This window comes from Streptomyces sp. NRRL S-495, from assembly GCF_000966955.1.
Classification (GTDB): domain Bacteria; phylum Actinomycetota; class Actinomycetes; order Streptomycetales; family Streptomycetaceae; genus Kitasatospora; species Kitasatospora purpeofusca.
Genome location: NZ_JZWY01000637.1, coordinates 1 through 15,857, shown reverse-complemented (window position 1 = coordinate 15,857; position 15,857 = coordinate 1). Strand labels below are relative to the sequence as shown.

General features: G+C 71.2%; 15 protein-coding genes. 7 read left to right on the top strand and 8 right to left on the bottom strand.

The window, feature by feature from the left end; genetic code table 11:
* Nucleotides 1-27 precede the first annotated feature (27 nt).
* Complete coding sequence (locus VR45_RS29475; protein ID WP_045942914.1) at nucleotides 28-396, top strand: DUF4180 domain-containing protein; 369 nt, start codon at nucleotides 28-30, stop codon at nucleotides 394-396.
* A 130-nt stretch (nucleotides 397-526) separates the two neighbouring features.
* Nucleotides 527-2,749, top strand: coding sequence for an NADP-dependent isocitrate dehydrogenase (locus VR45_RS29470; RefSeq protein ID WP_045942913.1), 2,223 nt, complete (start codon nucleotides 527-529; stop codon nucleotides 2,747-2,749).
* A gap of 103 nt (nucleotides 2,750-2,852) precedes the next feature.
* Here VR45_RS29470 and VR45_RS29465 read toward each other — a convergent pair whose 3' ends face one another.
* Entirely contained in the window at nucleotides 2,853-4,334 is a 1,482-nt protein-coding gene (locus VR45_RS29465; RefSeq protein WP_045942912.1) for an MFS transporter, read from the bottom strand.
* Between the two features lie 142 nt (nucleotides 4,335-4,476).
* On the opposite strand from VR45_RS29465, the gene VR45_RS29460 reads away from it, so the two are divergent.
* Nucleotides 4,477-5,184 carry a TetR/AcrR family transcriptional regulator gene (locus VR45_RS29460; protein WP_045942911.1) on the top strand — a complete coding sequence of 236 codons (708 nt, stop codon included), beginning with the start codon at nucleotides 4,477-4,479 and terminating at the stop codon, nucleotides 5,182-5,184.
* Nucleotides 5,185-5,273: 89 nt separating this feature from the next.
* Here VR45_RS29460 and VR45_RS29455 read toward each other — a convergent pair whose 3' ends face one another.
* The gene (locus VR45_RS29455) at nucleotides 5,274-6,242 is read right to left on the bottom strand and encodes a cytochrome c oxidase assembly protein (protein WP_045942910.1); all 969 of its coding nucleotides are present in this window, start codon (nucleotides 6,240-6,242) and stop codon (nucleotides 5,274-5,276) included.
* A gap of 93 nt (nucleotides 6,243-6,335) precedes the next feature.
* Nucleotides 6,336-6,548 carry a hypothetical protein gene (locus VR45_RS29450; protein ID WP_234326295.1) on the bottom strand — a complete coding sequence of 71 codons (213 nt, stop codon included), beginning with the start codon at nucleotides 6,546-6,548 and terminating at the stop codon, nucleotides 6,336-6,338.
* On the opposite strand from VR45_RS29450, the gene VR45_RS29445 reads away from it, so the two are divergent.
* The gene (locus VR45_RS29445) at nucleotides 6,505-7,314 is read left to right on the top strand and encodes an RHS repeat protein (RefSeq protein ID WP_045942908.1); all 810 of its coding nucleotides are present in this window, start codon (nucleotides 6,505-6,507) and stop codon (nucleotides 7,312-7,314) included. The genes VR45_RS29450 and VR45_RS29445 overlap by 44 nt on opposite strands.
* A gap of 3 nt (nucleotides 7,315-7,317) precedes the next feature.
* On the top strand, nucleotides 7,318-7,725 hold the full coding sequence (locus tag VR45_RS29440) for a hypothetical protein (protein WP_159394394.1): 408 nt from the start codon (nucleotides 7,318-7,320) through the stop codon (nucleotides 7,723-7,725).
* A 387-nt stretch (nucleotides 7,726-8,112) separates the two neighbouring features.
* Here the strand turns inward: VR45_RS29440 and VR45_RS29435 are convergent, their stop codons facing one another.
* Nucleotides 8,113-9,108 (bottom strand): 2-hydroxyacid dehydrogenase, encoded by a 996-nt coding sequence (locus VR45_RS29435; protein WP_045942906.1) that lies wholly within the window; start codon nucleotides 9,106-9,108, stop codon nucleotides 8,113-8,115.
* 304 nt (nucleotides 9,109-9,412) lie between these two features.
* Here VR45_RS29435 and VR45_RS29430 point away from each other — a divergent pair, with 304 nt between their 5' ends.
* Nucleotides 9,413-9,823, top strand: coding sequence for a tyrosinase cofactor (locus VR45_RS29430; RefSeq protein ID WP_045942905.1), 411 nt, complete (start codon nucleotides 9,413-9,415; stop codon nucleotides 9,821-9,823).
* Nucleotides 9,824-9,884: 61 nt separating this feature from the next.
* Nucleotides 9,885-10,712 carry a tyrosinase family protein gene (locus VR45_RS29425; RefSeq protein ID WP_045942904.1) on the top strand — a complete coding sequence of 276 codons (828 nt, stop codon included), beginning with the start codon at nucleotides 9,885-9,887 and terminating at the stop codon, nucleotides 10,710-10,712.
* 117 nt (nucleotides 10,713-10,829) lie between these two features.
* Here the strand turns inward: VR45_RS29425 and VR45_RS29420 are convergent, their stop codons facing one another.
* From VR45_RS29420 to VR45_RS29405, 4 genes are all read right to left on the bottom strand, one after another.
* On the bottom strand, nucleotides 10,830-11,855 hold the full coding sequence (locus VR45_RS29420) for a 6-phosphofructokinase (RefSeq protein WP_045942903.1): 1,026 nt from the start codon (nucleotides 11,853-11,855) through the stop codon (nucleotides 10,830-10,832).
* Nucleotides 11,856-12,223: 368 nt separating this feature from the next.
* Nucleotides 12,224-12,952, bottom strand: coding sequence for a glutamine amidotransferase (locus VR45_RS29415; RefSeq protein WP_045942902.1), 729 nt, complete (start codon nucleotides 12,950-12,952; stop codon nucleotides 12,224-12,226).
* A gap of 64 nt (nucleotides 12,953-13,016) precedes the next feature.
* Nucleotides 13,017-14,279, bottom strand: coding sequence for a MurT ligase domain-containing protein (locus tag VR45_RS29410; RefSeq protein ID WP_045942901.1), 1,263 nt, complete (start codon nucleotides 14,277-14,279; stop codon nucleotides 13,017-13,019).
* A 461-nt stretch (nucleotides 14,280-14,740) separates the two neighbouring features.
* The coding region (locus tag VR45_RS29405; protein ID WP_045942900.1) for a GNAT family N-acetyltransferase at nucleotides 14,741-15,857 on the bottom strand (1,117 nt) is incomplete at its 5' end.

Genomic DNA, 15,857 nt, shown 5'->3' with positions numbered 1-15,857 from the left:
GGGCCGACGCCCGCCCCCGCCCCGGTCGTGGTGCGGCTGTCCGCCGACGGCCCGGTGGTCCGCGCCCCGGGCGACGGCATGGACCTGCTCGGCGAGGCCTTCGCCCAGGACGCCGAGTGGCTGGTCGTGCCCGCCACCCGGTTCGGGCCGGAGTTCTTCACCTTGGGCACCCGACTCGCCGGGGAGGTCACCCAGAAGTTCGCCCAGTACCGGGTCGGCCTCGCCGTGGTCGGCGACCTCTCCGCGTACACCGGGGCCAGTGGCGCGCTGCGCGACTTCGTCCGGGAGAGCAACCGGGGCCGCCAGCTGTGGTTCCTCGCCGACGAGGCCGAGTTCGACGCCCGGATCGACGCGCTGCGCGGGGCCCGGAACGGCGCCTCCCGGCCGTCCCCGTGACCCCTTCCGCTTGCCCCGCGACGGCATCGGGTCGACCGTGGAGCTGATCCGTGCCGGGGGGAGGTGGAGCGGAGGGCCGGTCACGAGATATCTTGACGTCAAGACGTTGGAGACGTGAAGCGGAGTACCGATGACTGACTCGACCATCATCTATACGCACACCGACGAGGCGCCTGCCCTGGCGACGTACTCGTTCCTGCCGGTCGTCCAGGCGTACGCCTCGACCGCGGGCGTGAAGGTGGAGACGCGCGACATCTCCCTCGCCGGGCGGATCATCGCGAGCTTCCCGGAGCGTCTGACCGAGGACCAGCGGATCGGCGACGCCCTCGCCGAGCTGGGCGCCCTTGCCAAGACCCCGGGCGCCAACATCATCAAGCTGCCGAACATCTCGGCCTCGATCCCGCAGCTCAAGGCCGCCGTGGCCGAGCTGCAGGCGCAGGGCTACGCGCTGCCGGACTACCCGGACGACCCGCGGACCGACGAGGACAAGGACGTCCGCGCCCGCTACGACAAGGTCAAGGGCAGCGCCGTCAACCCGGTCCTGCGCGAGGGCAACTCCGACCGCCGCGCCCCCGCGTCGGTCAAGAACTACGCCAAGACCCACCCGCACCGCATGGGCGCCTGGTCGGCCGACTCCAAGACCAATGTCGCCACCATGGGCGTGAACGACTTCCGCTCCACCGAGAAGTCGACCGTGATCGGCGAGGCCGGCGCGCTGCGCATCGAGCTGCTCGCCGAGGACGGCAGCACCACCGTGCTGCGCGAGTCGGTCCCGGTGCTGGCCGGCGAGGTCGTGGACGCCTCGGTCATGCGCGCCGCCGCGCTGAACGAGTTCCTGGCCGCGCAGGTCGCCCGTGCCAAGGCCGAGGGTGTGCTGTTCTCGGTCCACCTCAAGGCCACCATGATGAAGGTCTCGGACCCGATCGTCTTCGGTCACGTGGTCCGGGCGTTCTTCCCGCAGACCTTCGCCAAGTACGGCGAGGTCCTGGTCGCCGCCGGTCTGAACCCGAACAACGGCCTCGGCGGCATCCTGGCCGGCCTCGACGCGCTGGAGAACGGCGCCGAGATCAAGGCCTCCTTCGAGGCCGAGCTGGCCGCCGGTCCGGCCCTGGCCATGGTCGACTCGGACAAGGGCATCACCAACCTGCACGTGCCGAGCGACGTCATCGTCGACGCCTCGATGCCGGCCATGATCCGCACCTCCGGCCACATGTGGGGCCCGGACGGCCAGGAGGCCGACACCCTGGCCGTGCTGCCGGACAGCAGCTACGCCGGTGTCTACCAGGCCGTCATCGACGACTGCCGCGCCAACGGCGCCCTGGACCCGGCCACCATCGGCTCGGTCCCGAACGTCGGCCTGATGGCCCAGGCCGCCGAGGAGTACGGCAGCCACGACAAGACCTTCGAGATCGCCGCCGCCGGCACCGTCCGCCTGGTCGACGCCGCCACCGGCGAGGTCGTCCTGGAGCAGGCCGTCCAGCCGGGCGACATCTTCCGCGCCTGCCAGACCAAGGACCTGCCGATCCGCGACTGGGTGAAGCTGGCCGTCACCCGCGCCCGGGTCAGCGGCGACCCGGCCGTCTTCTGGCTGGACGAGACCCGCGCCCACGACGCCGTGCTGATCGAGAAGGTCAAGGCGTACCTGCCGGAGCACGACACCACCGGTCTGCAGATCGAGATCCTGGCCCCGGTCGAGGCCACCACGTTCTCGCTGGAGCGCATTCGCCGCGGCGAGAACACCATCTCGGTGACCGGCAACGTGCTGCGCGACTACCTGACCGACCTGTTCCCGATCCTGGAGCTGGGCACCAGCGCCAAGATGCTGTCGGTCGTCCCGCTGATGAACGGCGGCGGCCTGTTCGAGACCGGCGCCGGCGGCTCCGCCCCGAAGCACGTCCAGCAGCTGGTCAAGGAGAACTACCTGCGCTGGGACAGCCTGGGCGAGTTCTTCGCGCTGGCCGCCAGCTTCGAGCACCTGGCCCGCACCACCGGCAACGCCCGCGCCCAGGTGCTGGCCGACACCCTGGACCGCGCCACCGGCACCTTCCTCAACGAGGACAAGTCGCCGAGCCGCCGCCTCGGTGGCATCGACAACCGCGGCAGCCACTTCTACCTGGCCATGTACTGGGCCCAGGAGCTGGCCGGCCAGACCGAGGACGCCGCCCTGGCCGAGGCCTTCGCGGGCCTGGCCAAGACGCTGACCGAGCAGGAGGCGGCCATCGTCGAGGAGCTCGTCGCCGTGCAGGGCTCCGCGGTCGAGCTCGGCGGCTACTTCCAGCCGGACCCGGCCAAGGCCGCCGCCGTGATGCGTCCCTCGAAGACGCTCAACGAGGCCATCGCCAACCTCGGCTGATCCCGCCCGCAGCGCGCACGACCCGGGAGGCCCCGGGGTCCGTACCGACGGACCCCGGGGCCTCCCGGCGTTCCACCGCCCGGGGGCGGCGGGGGCGGGGCGTTCAGTGGCCCTCGCCGTCCGGGCGGGCCTGCCGGGGGAGCAGGAAGGCGATCACGAAGGCCGCCGCGAGCAGCGCGGCGACCAGGCCGTAGGTCAGGCCGGCCGCATGCCCGAAGCCGTCGGTGCGGGCCCAGCCGAAGAACGCGGTGCCGAGCAGGGCCACGCCCATCGAGCCGCCGAGCTGCTGCTGGGCGTTGAGGACGCCGGAGGCGGAGCCGGTCTCGGACTCCTCGACCCCGGCGAGCGCGATGTCGAAGAACGGGGCCATGATCAGGCCGAGGCCGAGGCCGGCCAGGGCGAGTGCCGGCGCCAGCTGCCAGGAGCCGAGGTCGGCGGCGCCGTCCACGGTGACCCACAGGCCGAGCGCACCCGCGGCGGCCAGCACCATGCCGAGGTGCAGCACCCGGCGGCCGTACCGGGGGGCCAGCAGGGCGCCGGACAGCACGGCGCCGACGACCACGCCGATCGAGAGCGGGATCATCGACAGCCCGGCGTGCAGCGGGGTCCAGCCGAGGCCGAGCTGGAGGTGGAGGGTGAAGACCAGCATCAGGCCGGAGAGGGCGGCGAAGAACACCAGCCCGGTGGCGAGTGCCGAGACGAAGGCCTGCTTGCCGAAGAGCGAGGGCTCGATCAGCGGGGTGCCGCCGCGCCGCAGGACGCCGCGCTGCTGGACGGTGAAGAGCCAGGCCGTCGGCACCGAGGCGGCCATCGAGAGGAAGGTCCACAGCGGCCAGCCGAGCTCGCGGCCCTGCACCAGCGGGTAGACCAGCAGCAGGACGGCCAGGCCGAGCACGAGCACGCCGACCGGGTCGATCCGCCCGGCACCGGTACCGGTACCAGTGGTGATTCGGGAGCTGCGGTCGCCGGGCAGGATCCGCCCGGCGGCGAACACGGTGAGCAGGCCCACCGGCAGGTTGATCAGGAAGACCGCCCGCCAGCCGAGGCCGAACCAGTCGGCCCCGGTGAGGTAGCCGCCGAGGGTCGGGCCGAGGACCGAGGAGAGCCCGAGGATCGGGCCGAACAGCCCGAAGGCGGTGCCGAGTTCCTTGGGCGGGAACATCGCCTTGATCAGGCCGAGCCCCTGCGGGATGAGCAGCGCCGCGAACAGGCCCTGCACGGTGCGGGCGGCGACCAGGGTGCCGGCGCCGGGCGCGGCCGCGCAGAGCACCGAGGCGAGGGTGAAGCCGCTCGCGCCGAGGAGGAACAGGCGCTTGCGGCCGAAGAGGTCGCCGAGCCGGCCGCCGGTGATCAGCAGGACGGCGAAGGCGAGCGTGTAGGACGCGGTGATCCATTGGATCTGGGCGTCGCTGCCGCCGAGGTCCTGCCGGACGGCGGGGGCGGCGACGCCGACGATCGTGGTGTCGAGGAGGTCCATCACCTCGGCGGCGAGGATGACGGCGAGTCCCGCCCAGCGCAGCCGGTAGCCGGTGGACGGCGTTCCGGTGGGCGCGGGTGGGGCGATCTGGCTGGCCTGACTGGTCATGGGGAGGTCTCCGGAGCGAGAGCCAGTGACGAACGACGTTCGTCATCACGAACACTGTTTTCTTGAACGAACAGTGTTCTCCCATGGAACGGTGTTCGTGTCAAGTACTGTGGGTCCTGTCACCGACCACGAAGGAGCCCCCATGACCAGTGCCGCCCCGCGCTCCGGCTGGCCCGAGCACTGGCAGGACAGGGAGCGGGCGCCCCGGCGGCAGCCGCTGAGCCGGGAGCGGATCGTCGAGGCGGCATTGCGGATCGTCGACACCGAGGGCATGGACGCCCTGAGCATGCGGCGGGTCGGCCAGGAGCTCGGCACCGGCGCGGCCAGCCTCTACGCCCACGTCGGCTCCAAGGAGGAGCTGGTCGAGCTGGTCCTCGACCTCGCCTACGCCGACATCGAGCTGGAGGGGGCCGACCCGGCCCGCTGGGAGGAGCAGATCAAGGACCTGCTGCGGCGCTCCCGCGCGGCGCTGCTCGCGCACCGCGACCTGGCCAAGGCCGCCGTGGTCGCCAATGTCCCGATCACCCCGCACGCGATGGACATCGCCGAGGCGATGCTCGCCATCCTGCGGGCCGGCGGCCTGGACGAGCAGACCGCCGCCTACGGGGTCGACCTGCTGGGCCTGTACACCACCGCGACCGCCTTCGAGGCGTCCACCCGGGGCGGGGGCAACACCCAGGAGTTCACCGAGCGGATCCACGACTACTTCGCGACCATCCCGGCCGAGCGCTATCCGATGATCACCTCGATGTCCGCGGCGCTCACCCGCAACGTCGGCGACGAGCGCTTCGAGTTCGGCCTGGACATCCTGGTCGCCGGCCTCGCCCGGCAGGCCCCGCGCGGCGCCTGAGCCCGGGCCCTTCCGGCACGGCAGGGCCCGGGCACGACGAAGCCCCCGTCCGCGATCGGACGGGGGCTCGTCGAAGGTATTCAGCCGGATCAGCCGGCGTCGGCCGCCGGTCGCCGGTTGCGCTGGTCCAGCGAGGCCAGGTAGGCGTTGTAGGCCGCCAGCTCGGCGTCACCGCTGCGGTCCTCGGCGCGGTCCCGGCGGCGCGAGAGCCGCTCCTCCGAGCGCATCCACTGGTAGACCAGCGCGATCAGCACGATCGCGGTCGGGATCTCGCCGAACGCCCAGGTGATGCCGCCGGCCAGCTTCTGGTCGGCCAGCAGGTCGGTGCCGGGCGGCGCCCCCTCGGTGGTGAAGGTCTTGACCAGCTGGTGGTTGGCCATCATCACCGCGACGCCGAAGAAGGCGTGGAACGGCATGCCCATGAACAGCTCGATGATCCGCATCACATGGCCCGGCCGGTGCGGGCCCGGGTCCACGCCCATGATCGGCCAGAAGAACACCAGCCCGGTCGCCAGGAAGTGCACCATCATGGCGATGTGCCCGAGCCGGTACTGCATGAGGAAGTCGAACAGCGGGGTGAAGTAGACGCCGTACAGGCTCGCGATGAACAGCGGGATGGTGAAGCCCGGGTGCGAGATCACCTTCACGTAGGTCGAGTGCAGCAGCGCCACCAGCAGCTCGCGCGGCCCGCGCGGACGTCCCTTGCCGGTCGGCCGCAGCGCGCGCAGCGCCAGGGTGATCGGCCCGCCGAGCAGCAGCAGGATCGGCGACAGCATGGAGAGCACCATGTGCTGGATCATGTGCGCGCTGAACAGCACCATGCCGTAGTCGTTCAGCCCGGTGCAGGTGACCAGGATCACCGAGCCGATGCCCAGCACCCAGGCCACCGTGCGCCCGACCGACCAGCTGTCCCCGCGCCGCCGCAGCCGCACCACGCCGAGGAGGTACAGCGCGAGCCCGGCCAGGGCGGCGGCCAGGAACACCCAGTCGGGGGACCAGGTGAGCACATTGGAGAACGTGAAGGGTCCTAGTTCGGTCATCCCGCCGTGGTGGTGCATGCCTGACATTCCGTCGCCCATCGGCGGGTCCTGCTTTCCGTCCTCGCGGTCCCTGGGTGGGTCCGGTTCGCCCGTTTTGCTTCGTCGTACAGCCTAGGCGGGCCTTACCCCGGCCGGCCCCCCGGCCCCCTGTCCGCCGGCTCGGCCCTTCGGGACGAGGACGTTCCCGTTGCGGAGGCCGGCGGCGAAGTCGTCGATGTTCTGGACGGTGGTGTCGATGATCTGGCCGACGGCGGTGCGGGTGCAGTAGGCCTGGTGGCTGGTGACCAGGACCTCCGCACCGGGCGGCGCCCGGACCACGTACACCTACGACACCGCGGGCCGTCCGGTCAGCGTGACGGACCCCGGCGGCGGCAGGAGCACCTACACCTACACCGCCAAGGGAGAGCTCGCCTCGGAGACCACCGCCGCCGGCCGCACCACCACCTACGGCTACGACACCCTCGGCCGGCTCACCTCCACCACCGACCCCGCCGGCGGAGTGACGACCCTCACCTACGACACCTACGACCACGTGCGCACCAGGACGGACCCGCGAGGCAACGCCGCCGGGGGCGTAGCCGAGGTCGTGGCCACCGTGGTCCCCGGCCCGATCGGCGCGATCGCGGCTGGGGTCTCCTCGGTGTCCTACGCAGCCACCGGCAACTGGGAAAAGGCCGCCGAAATGGCCGTAACAGTGGCTGCGGCGGCAGTCGGCGTCGCGGCAGCCGTCAAGGTAGCCGCAGTTGCGGTCAAAGCAGTTAAGGCGACCAAGAAGGCCAACGCGATCTTCAAGGATTCTCGGGTCGGTGTACGGCTCTACAATGCGCCTATCGTCGGCAAAAAGTCATTGCTCTTCGGCGACAAGCACGCCCCAGAGAACGCCAAAAAGCGAGCCGGGCTGTTGAACCGTGGCAAGGAGGCCAACTGGTCGATAGGGTGGAGCGCCCGAACCAACTACAAGGGCGTGGATGCCATACGCAAGGCGCATCCTGCTCAGTCGGCCTCGAAGAAGAAGCAGAAGGCGCGGGCTGTCTTCCGAATCAGGGTCGGGGCAAAGAAAGTTGACCTGGGGAACGGACCATGGAGGTAGCGGATGGGACCAGATGAATCGAGTCTGAAATGGTCGGCGGAAGAAATTTTCGCTAAAGGTGACCGATCCGGCCGCTTCTCTGATATTGAGATGGTTGAACTCACTGCCGAGCCGAGGCTGATCGACTTTCACCTGGAGGCGTTGACCGGTAACGAATACCTGGTGATGCTGCGGGAAGATTTGGGAGAGGCCAGAGTACTCTTCGAGGAGTATGTGTTCGAAGATGTCCCGGCTCATCGGATCATCGAATTCGTGGATCTGCTTGAGCGTGGCGAGGTAGATCTCTCGTTCACGCGTTTCAAAAAGCAACTGATCCTGCGGGTGTCCGTACCCGAAGGCACCTGGGTTGACGGGCGCCGGTTCCGGGATGATCTATCGGACTGGGAGAAGAGTGTTGTTGAGCGTAACTGACAAGTAGCCTCAAGCTTTCGTGACGGTCCGCCGGTTCATTCGGCGGACCGTTTCGGCTTGTAGAGTTGGCGGTGGGCAGGCTGACGTTCCGACAACCGGTGAATCGTCAGCGCCGGGGGACGACAGAACCGGGCTAACCGATGCGACGCCGGATAGTAGTTCGATGGCGAATGACTGGGTGATGGACCAGCGGGCCGGCTGATCTCGATGGCGGGGTGGGCAGCATTGAGGGGTGAGGGATCATGGCCGCCAGTCCGTGCTGACTTGAGCGATGATTTGGTCTGAGGGGGGAATCATCGGCCGTCGTCTCCCCGGGCGTATGGATTCGCTCGCTCGTCCGGTGGATCGCGTGGCGTGTGAGTACCGTAGGTTTCTGGGCCTCTGAAGTTAGCTTTTGGGGACGAGGGTGTTCTCGTTGGTGCGGCCGGCGGCGAAGTCGTCGACGTTCTGGACGGTGGTGTCGATGATCTGGCCGACCGCGGTGCGGGTGAAGTAGGCCTGGTGGCTGGTGACCAGGACCTGGGGGAAGGTGACCAGGCGGGCGAGGGTGTCGTCGGTGATGCCCTGGATGGATTGGTCGGTGAAGAAGACGCCGGTCTCCTCCTCGTAGACGTCGAGGCCGACGCCGGAGAGGTGTCCGGCGCGGAGGGTCTCGACCAGGGCGGCGCTGTCGACGAGGCCGCCGCGGCTGGAGTTGACCAGGATCGCGTCCTCCTTCATGCGGGCGAGGGCGGTGGCGTCGATGAGGTGGTGGGTGGCCGGCAGCAGGGGGACGTGGAGGCTGACGAGGTCGGCGCGGGAGAGCAGTTCGGGGAGTTCGGTGTAGGTCAGGCCGAGGTCGAGGCAGGCGGGGTTGGGGGCGATGTCCCAGCCCAGGAGCTCGGTGCCGAATCCGGCCGCGATGCGGGTGAAGCACTCGCCGATCTTGCCGGTGCCGATGACGCCGCCGGTCATGCCGTGGATGTCGCGGCCGAGCAGGCCGTCGAGGCGGAAGTCGAACTCGCGGGAGCGGTTGGCGGCCCGGGTGAGGCGGCGGTTGACGGCCAGGGCGAGGGCCCACGCGTGTTCGGCAACTGAGTACGGGCTGTAGTGGGAGACGCGGGCGACGGTGAGGCCGAGGGCGGCGGCGGCGTCGAGGTCGATGTTGTTGAAGCCGGTGGAGCGCTGGGCGACCAGCTCGGTGCCGCCGGCGGCGAGGACGGCGAGGGTGGCGGCGTCGAGCTCGGCGTTGACGCTGCTGCTGACCGCCGGGTACCCGGCGGCGAGCGGGGCGGTGTCGCGGTTGAGGAAGACGGGGAGGCAGCGCAGCGCGTGCCGGCCCGCGAAGGCCTTCTCCAGCAGCGGTCGTTCGTCGGCCTGTACGCCGTACGCGAGGATCTCCATCGCCTGGTCCCTCCTGGGTCCGTCCGGTCCATTGCGCTCCTCCGGTCACGCTAGGCCGTGCCCGACGGACCCCGCCAGGCGGCCGCCGCCGGGGTGATCGCTGCGTGTTCGGCGCGTGACAGAAAATGACCGGATTTATACGCAACCCTACGTACCCCCGCCGATCGGCTGTTCCGTAGGTCAACAAGCATTGCGACCATCGAAACGAGTGATTCGATCAAGGAATCACCTTCGTTTAACGATTAACCAATCGTTCGTGAACAGTGCCCGAACCACAGTCCCGGGCACTCGAGGGGGTATCACCATGTCCGAAGACACCCATGCCACGGAGCTGACGCGCCGACGGATGCTCCAGGGGGCCGCGGCCGCCCTGACCGTCGCCACCGGCACCGTCGTGATCGGTCTCGCGGGCCCGGGCGGCGGGGCCGCCACCGCCGCCGACCCGGGCGCGTCCGACAGTTTCGACGAGGTCTTCCAGGGTCGGCGGATCCAGGGCCGTCCGGCCGCCGGGGGGAGCCACCACCACGGCGGCGGCGCCGGCACCGGCTACGAGGTGCGGATCGACGGCGACGAGCTGCACATGATGCGCAACGCCGACGGCACCTGGATCAGCGTCGTCAACCACTACCAGACCTTCGCGACGCCGCGCGCGCTCGCCCGGGCCGCCGTCAACGACCTCCAGGGCGCGACGCTCGTCCCCGTCGCCACCGCCTGATTCCGGCCACCCGGCCACCCGGCCACCCGAGACCGACACACCACCACCAGAGGGGGGACTCATGGGAGTCCGCAAGAACCAGGCGAACCTGACGGCCCAGGAGAAGCGCGCCTTCGTCAACGCCGTGCTGGCGCTCAAGGCGAACGGCGGCTACGACCCGTTCGTCACCACGCACAACCAGTTCATCCTCAGCGACGTCGACAACGGCGAGCGCACCGGGCACCGCTCGCCCTCCTTCCTGCCCTGGCACCGCCAGTACCTGCTGGAGTTCGAGCGGGCGCTGCAGGCCGTCGACCCCAGCGTCAACCTCCCGTACTGGGACTGGACCGCCGACCGCACCGCCACCGCCGGCATCTGGGGCGCCGACTTCATGGGCGGCAACGGCCGCAGCAGCGACGGCCAGGTGACCACCGGTCCGTTCGCCTTCTCCGGCGGCAACTGGCGGCTCAACGTCAACACCGACAGCCGCACCTATCTGCGCCGCCAGCTCGGCACCGGGGTGGCCCAGCTGCCCAGCCGGGCCGACACCGAGTCGGTGCTCGCCATCACCACCTACGACGCCGCGCCGTGGAACAGCTCCTCGGCCGGCTTCCGCAACAACCTGGAGGGGTGGCGCGGGGTCAACCTGCACAACCGGGTGCACGTCTGGGTGGGCGGCCAGATGGCCACCGGCATGTCGCCCAACGACCCGGTGTTCTGGCTGCACCACTGCTTCGTCGACAAGCTGTGGTCCGAGTGGCAGAAGCGCAACCCCGGCAAGACCTACCTGCCGACGGCCGGCACGCCCGACGTGATCGACCTCAACGACCGGATGAAGCCGTGGAACACGGTCACCCCGGCCGATCTGCTCGACCACAGCGGCACCTACACCTACGACACCGGGTTCTGATCGGCTGACCGCCGCCGGTCCGGTTCCGCTCCCGGCGGGGCAGTCGCCGCGAACGGCCCCGGCCCCCGAGAGTCGCGCTCTCGGGGGCCGGGGCACCGGACGTACGGGGGCGGGCGGTCAGATGACCGTCTCGGCCTCCAGGTAGCGGTCGGCCGGCACGGTCTTCAGCTCGGCCACCGCCTCGGCCAGCGGCACCAGGCTGATGTTGGTGCCCTGGAGGGCGGTGATGTGCCCGAAGGCGCCCTTGTGGACGGCCTCCACGGCGTGCCAGCCGAAGCGGGTGGCGAGGACCCGGTCGTAGGCGGTCGGGGTGCCGCCGCGCTGGGTGTGGCCGAGGATGACCGGACGGGCCTCCTTGCCGAGCCGGTGCTCCAGCTCGCTGGAGAGCTGGGTGGCGATGCCGGTGAAGCGCTCGTGGCCGTAGATGTCCTTGCTGCCCTCCTCCCAGTGCATGGTGCCGGGCTCGGGCTTGGCGCCCTCGGCGCAGACCACGATGGCGAACTTCTTCTGGCGGTCGAAGCGCTCCCGGACGACCGCGGTGAGCTTCTCGATGTGGAACGGGCGCTCCGGCACGACGATCGCGTGCGCGCCCGCCGCCATGCCCGCGTTCAGGGCGATCCAGCCGGTGTGGCGGCCCATGACCTCGACCACCATCACGCGCTGGTGCGACTCGGCGGTGGTCTTCAGCCGGTCCAGCGCCTCGGTGGCGACCGAGACGGCGGTGTCGAAGCCGAAGGTGACATCGGTGCACGCGATGTCGTTGTCGATGGTCTTCGGCACACCGACGATCGGCAGGCCCGCGTCGCTCATCAGCTTGGCGGCCTTGAGGGTGCCCTCGCCGCCGATCGGGATCACCGCGTCCAGGCCGAGGTCCGCGCAGTACTGCTTGGCGCGCTCGACGCCGTCGCGCAGATGGCTGGGCTGGACCCGGGAGGACCCGAGGATGGTGCCACCCTGGGCGAGGATGCCGCTCACCGAGTCGAGGGTCAGGGGCCGGTGGTGCCCTTCGAGGAAACCGCGCCAGCCGTCCTCGAACCCGATGATCTCGTCGCCGTGGTCGACCACCCCCCGGTGGACCACGGACCGGATCACGGCGTTCAGGCCGGGGCAGTCACCGCCGCTGGTCAGCACTCCAATACGCATTGCTTTGCAACTCCCGAGCAGAACCGAGGAACGGCCGGACTACAGGCTGGGACGACGGACCGCCACCGTGACAGGCCGTACCCGCGCCGGGTGGGCGCGGAGGTGACTGTCGGGTGAAGGACCGGCCGATTCGGACAGAACATCCGAAACCGGCCGTGGAGTCGAGCATACGGTCCCTGCGTCCGGCCGGGCAGGAGCCGACGCGGGAGCGGCGTCGTCGACGCCCCCGCGTGGAAATGCAGCCTGCTGCCGAGGAGGGTGTGCAGCCGGCAGCCCCGGGACGGGGCAGCCCCATTGTCGTACGTCCCGGCCCGTCCGTGGAGCCCATGACCGCATCGCGGGCACCGGGCGGACGGACCGGGGGCGTACTACGCGGGGCGCGTCGTGGCCGCGATGCGCTCGGCGCGCAGCGCGTCGTACCAGGTGGTGTCGGCCGGCGGCAGGGCGTTCACGTCCAGCGCCAGCTTGAGCAGCATGTCCGCGACGGCGGGATTGCGCGCCATCACCGGGCCGTGCAGATAGGTGCCGAAGACGGTGTCCCGCCAGGCGCCCTCGGTGCCGTCGCCGGTGCCGTTGCCCCGGCCGGCGGTGACCCGGGCCAGCGGCTTGACGCCCTGGCCGAGGTGGGTCACGCCCTGGTGGTTCTCGAATCCGGTCAGCTGCGGCAGGCCGAGCGCCGGGTCCACGTCGGCCAGCACGTCGCCGACGCAGCGCTCGCCCTCGCCGCGGGTGGTCCACACGTCCAGCAGGCCGAGGCCCGGCTCGCGCTGGCCGAGGTCGTTGACGAACTCGTGGCCGAGGATCTGGTAGCCGGCGCAGACCGCGAAGATGATCGCGCCGTTCTCGGCCGCCCGCACCAGCCCGGTGTCGTTGCGCAGCCGCTCGGCGGCCAGCCGCTGCGGGCGGTCCTCACCGCCGCCGATCAGGTAGATGTCCCCGCTGGTGGGCACCGACTGGTCGGAGCGGACGTCGATCCGGGTCACGTTGAGATGGCGCTGGCGGGCCCGGCGCTCCACGACCAGGGCATTGCCCCGGTCGCCGTAGGTGCTGAGCAGGTCGGGGTAGACCCAGACCACGCGCAGGCTGCTCTCACTCATCCTCGAAGGCCTTCCATGACGTACGTGCGGTGGGCTGCTGGGGGCTGCGGGTGCCGCTCCGGCATCAGCCGGCCACGACCTTCCGCAGCTGCTGGAAGGCGGTGTAGTTGGCGATCGCCTCGATCCGGCCGGGCGGGGCCATCCGGACGGCCTGCTCCAGCGAGTCCACGACGTGGAACTGCAGCCCGGCGACCTCCAGGCGCACCGCGAGGTCCAGCTTGCGCTGGCCCAGCACGAAGACCGGGTGCCCGGCCAGCCGCTCGTAGTCGACGTCCCACAGCCAGGAGGTGTCGGTGCCGTCCGCGTCGAGCGCGTTGACCGAGAGCACCACCGGGGTGGGCGGGCCGTCGATCAGCGAGAAGGTCTCCAGCCAGCCGGCCGGGTTCTTGGCCAGCAGCAGCCTTATGTCACGGCCCTGGTACTGCACCACGTCGTAGCGGCCGGCGACCGCGGTGACGCCGCGCATCCGCTCCAGGGCGACCTGCGGGGAGACGCCGAACACGGCGGCGACCGCGGCCGAGCTGGTGGCGTTGGCGAGGTTGGCCCGGCCGGGCAGCTGGAGCTGGATCGGCCAGGCGCCGCGCTGCGGGTCGACCACATGGGTGCCCTGGAGCGCCCAGTGCGGGTTGGGGCGCCGGAAGCCGCACTCCTGGCAGAACCAGTCGTCGCCGGGGCGCTGCATCACACCGCCGCAGGCGGGGCAGGACCAGGCGTCCTCCTTCCACGCCTGTCCGGCGGCCACCCAGACCACCTTCTTGCAGGAGGAGGCGGCCCAGGTCACCAGCGGGTCGTCGGCGTTGGCGATCACCACGGCCTCGGTGTCCTGGAGGCCCTCGCGCCACTTCTCGGCCATCATCCGGGTCTCGGCGGCGCGGTCGAGCTGGTCGCGGGAGAGGTTGAGCAGGGCGATCGCCTTGGGGCGGGTGTCGCGGGCGACGCCGGCCAGGTACTTCTCGTCGACCTCGATCACGCCGAAGCGGGCCTCCGAGCCGCCGGCCAGGGCGGAGGTGATGCCGGCCGGCATGTTGGCGCCCAGGGCGTTGGAGACCACCGGGCCGGCGGCGCGCAGCGCCTCGGCGATCAGGCGGGTCGTGGTGGTCTTGCCGTTGGTGGCGCTGACCAGCACCACGTCCAGGTGGTCGGCGAGGGTGGCGAGCAGATCGGGGTCGAGCCTGAGCGCGACCTTGCCGCCGATCACCGAGCCGCTGCCTCGGCCGGCCTTGCGGGACACGGCGGCGGCCACCTTGCCGGCGGTCACCGCGATCTTCGCGCGTGCCGGCAGCGAGGCGTCGCGTGCGCCTGTGGGCTCCGATTCGGTGCCTGCCATGCTCAGTGGTTCCTCCTTGCTGCGGCACCGCCCGGGGGCCGGACTACGGGCCGTCGGGCGGCGGGGACGGGATCAGCCTACCGACTCCGCCGCCCGGCTCGACCCCCCGGACCCCGTGCCGCCTGCTGCGACGCCCCGGGAGCGGCGGTCCGGGAGGTCCTGACGCGGGATCAGGATCGGCGGTGTACGGACGGGCCGTTCGCCGTCGGGGACGCCTGAGCGGGGTGCGGCGGTTCCGCGCGCGCCCCGGGCCGGGCGGCACGGGGGCCGCCCGGCCCGGGGCCGGTGAGGTTCTTGGTGAGGATGTGGTGAAGAAATGACCGGACGATTACCGGACCTGTCCGATCTGCTCACCGGTACGGCTCGATCGCGGCGCCGGGCGGCCCCATCAGCGGCTCCGTGAGCGGCCCCATGAGCCGCTCCGCGAGCAGCCCGAGGGCGGCCCCGGGAGGGTCCGGTCTTCAGCGGCCCGGACGGGTCTGCCACGGCACCGGGAGCTCCTCGGCAGCCTCCGCCAGATGGGCGGTGATCACCAGGGTGCCCTCGTCCACCTCGTAGTCCAGCGGGGCCGCCAGCCGGCGCATGGTCGCGATCAGCCCGGTGTTGGACGACTGGGTGACCGCGTACACCGTCTCCACCCCGGCCTCCAGGGCCAGCGCGGACATCCGCCGCATGAGGTCCAGGCCCAGCCCGCGCCGCTGCCAGGCGTCCTCGACCAGCACCGCCACCTCGGCGCTGTCGTCGTCCCACATCAGGTGCCCGAGGGCGACGATCCGCCCGTCCGCCGTCTCCACCGCCAGGGCCTGCCCGTGCCGGGCGTCCAGCAGGTGGTCCAGGTAGCGGTCGGCGTCCCGGACCGGCCCGTGGTAGCGCTTGCGCAGGGTCTCGGGGGAGCAGCGGTGGTGCATCGCCAGCGCGGCCGCCTTGTCGGCCGCGTCCGCGCGCCGCACGGTCAGCTCGGCGCCGGCCGGCACGCTCAGCCGGGCCCGGACGTCCGGCACCCGGGGGCCGAGCAGGGTGTCCAGCTCGACCAGGGCCTGCGCCCGGGCGAACTCGGTCGGGGTGAACGGCAGCTGCGGGCGGGTGAGCTCGATCAGCTCGCCCGAGGGGACGGGCAGCCGCATCACATGGCCGTCCACCCCGGCGGTGCCGCGCGCCGCCGCCCCCGGGTACTGCCGGATGCTGCACTGCCCGAAGAGCTGGCGCAGTGCGATCGGCAGCTCCGCGGCGTCCAGTGCCGTCCGGGTGGCGAGGGCCAGTACATGGGTGGGCACGTCCACCAGGTCGTGCGCGTCGGCCGGGCCGGTCCAGATGTCGTCCCCGCCGGCCCCGGCCACCAGTGCGGTCAGCTCGGCCCGGGTGAGCGAGCGCGGCGCGCGGACGAAGAACTCGTCCACGGCGCCGGTCGGCAGCGGGTGGGACTGCATCGAGACGATGTTCACCTGCCGTCCGGCGAAGGCCGCGCAGACCCGGGCCAGACTGCCGGGGGAGTCCTGCACGGTGGTGCGGACCCGCCACAGCGTGCTGCCCTCGAAGTCGTCCAGCGGCCCCCGCAGCGGCTCGGCGCCGGGCGCCCCC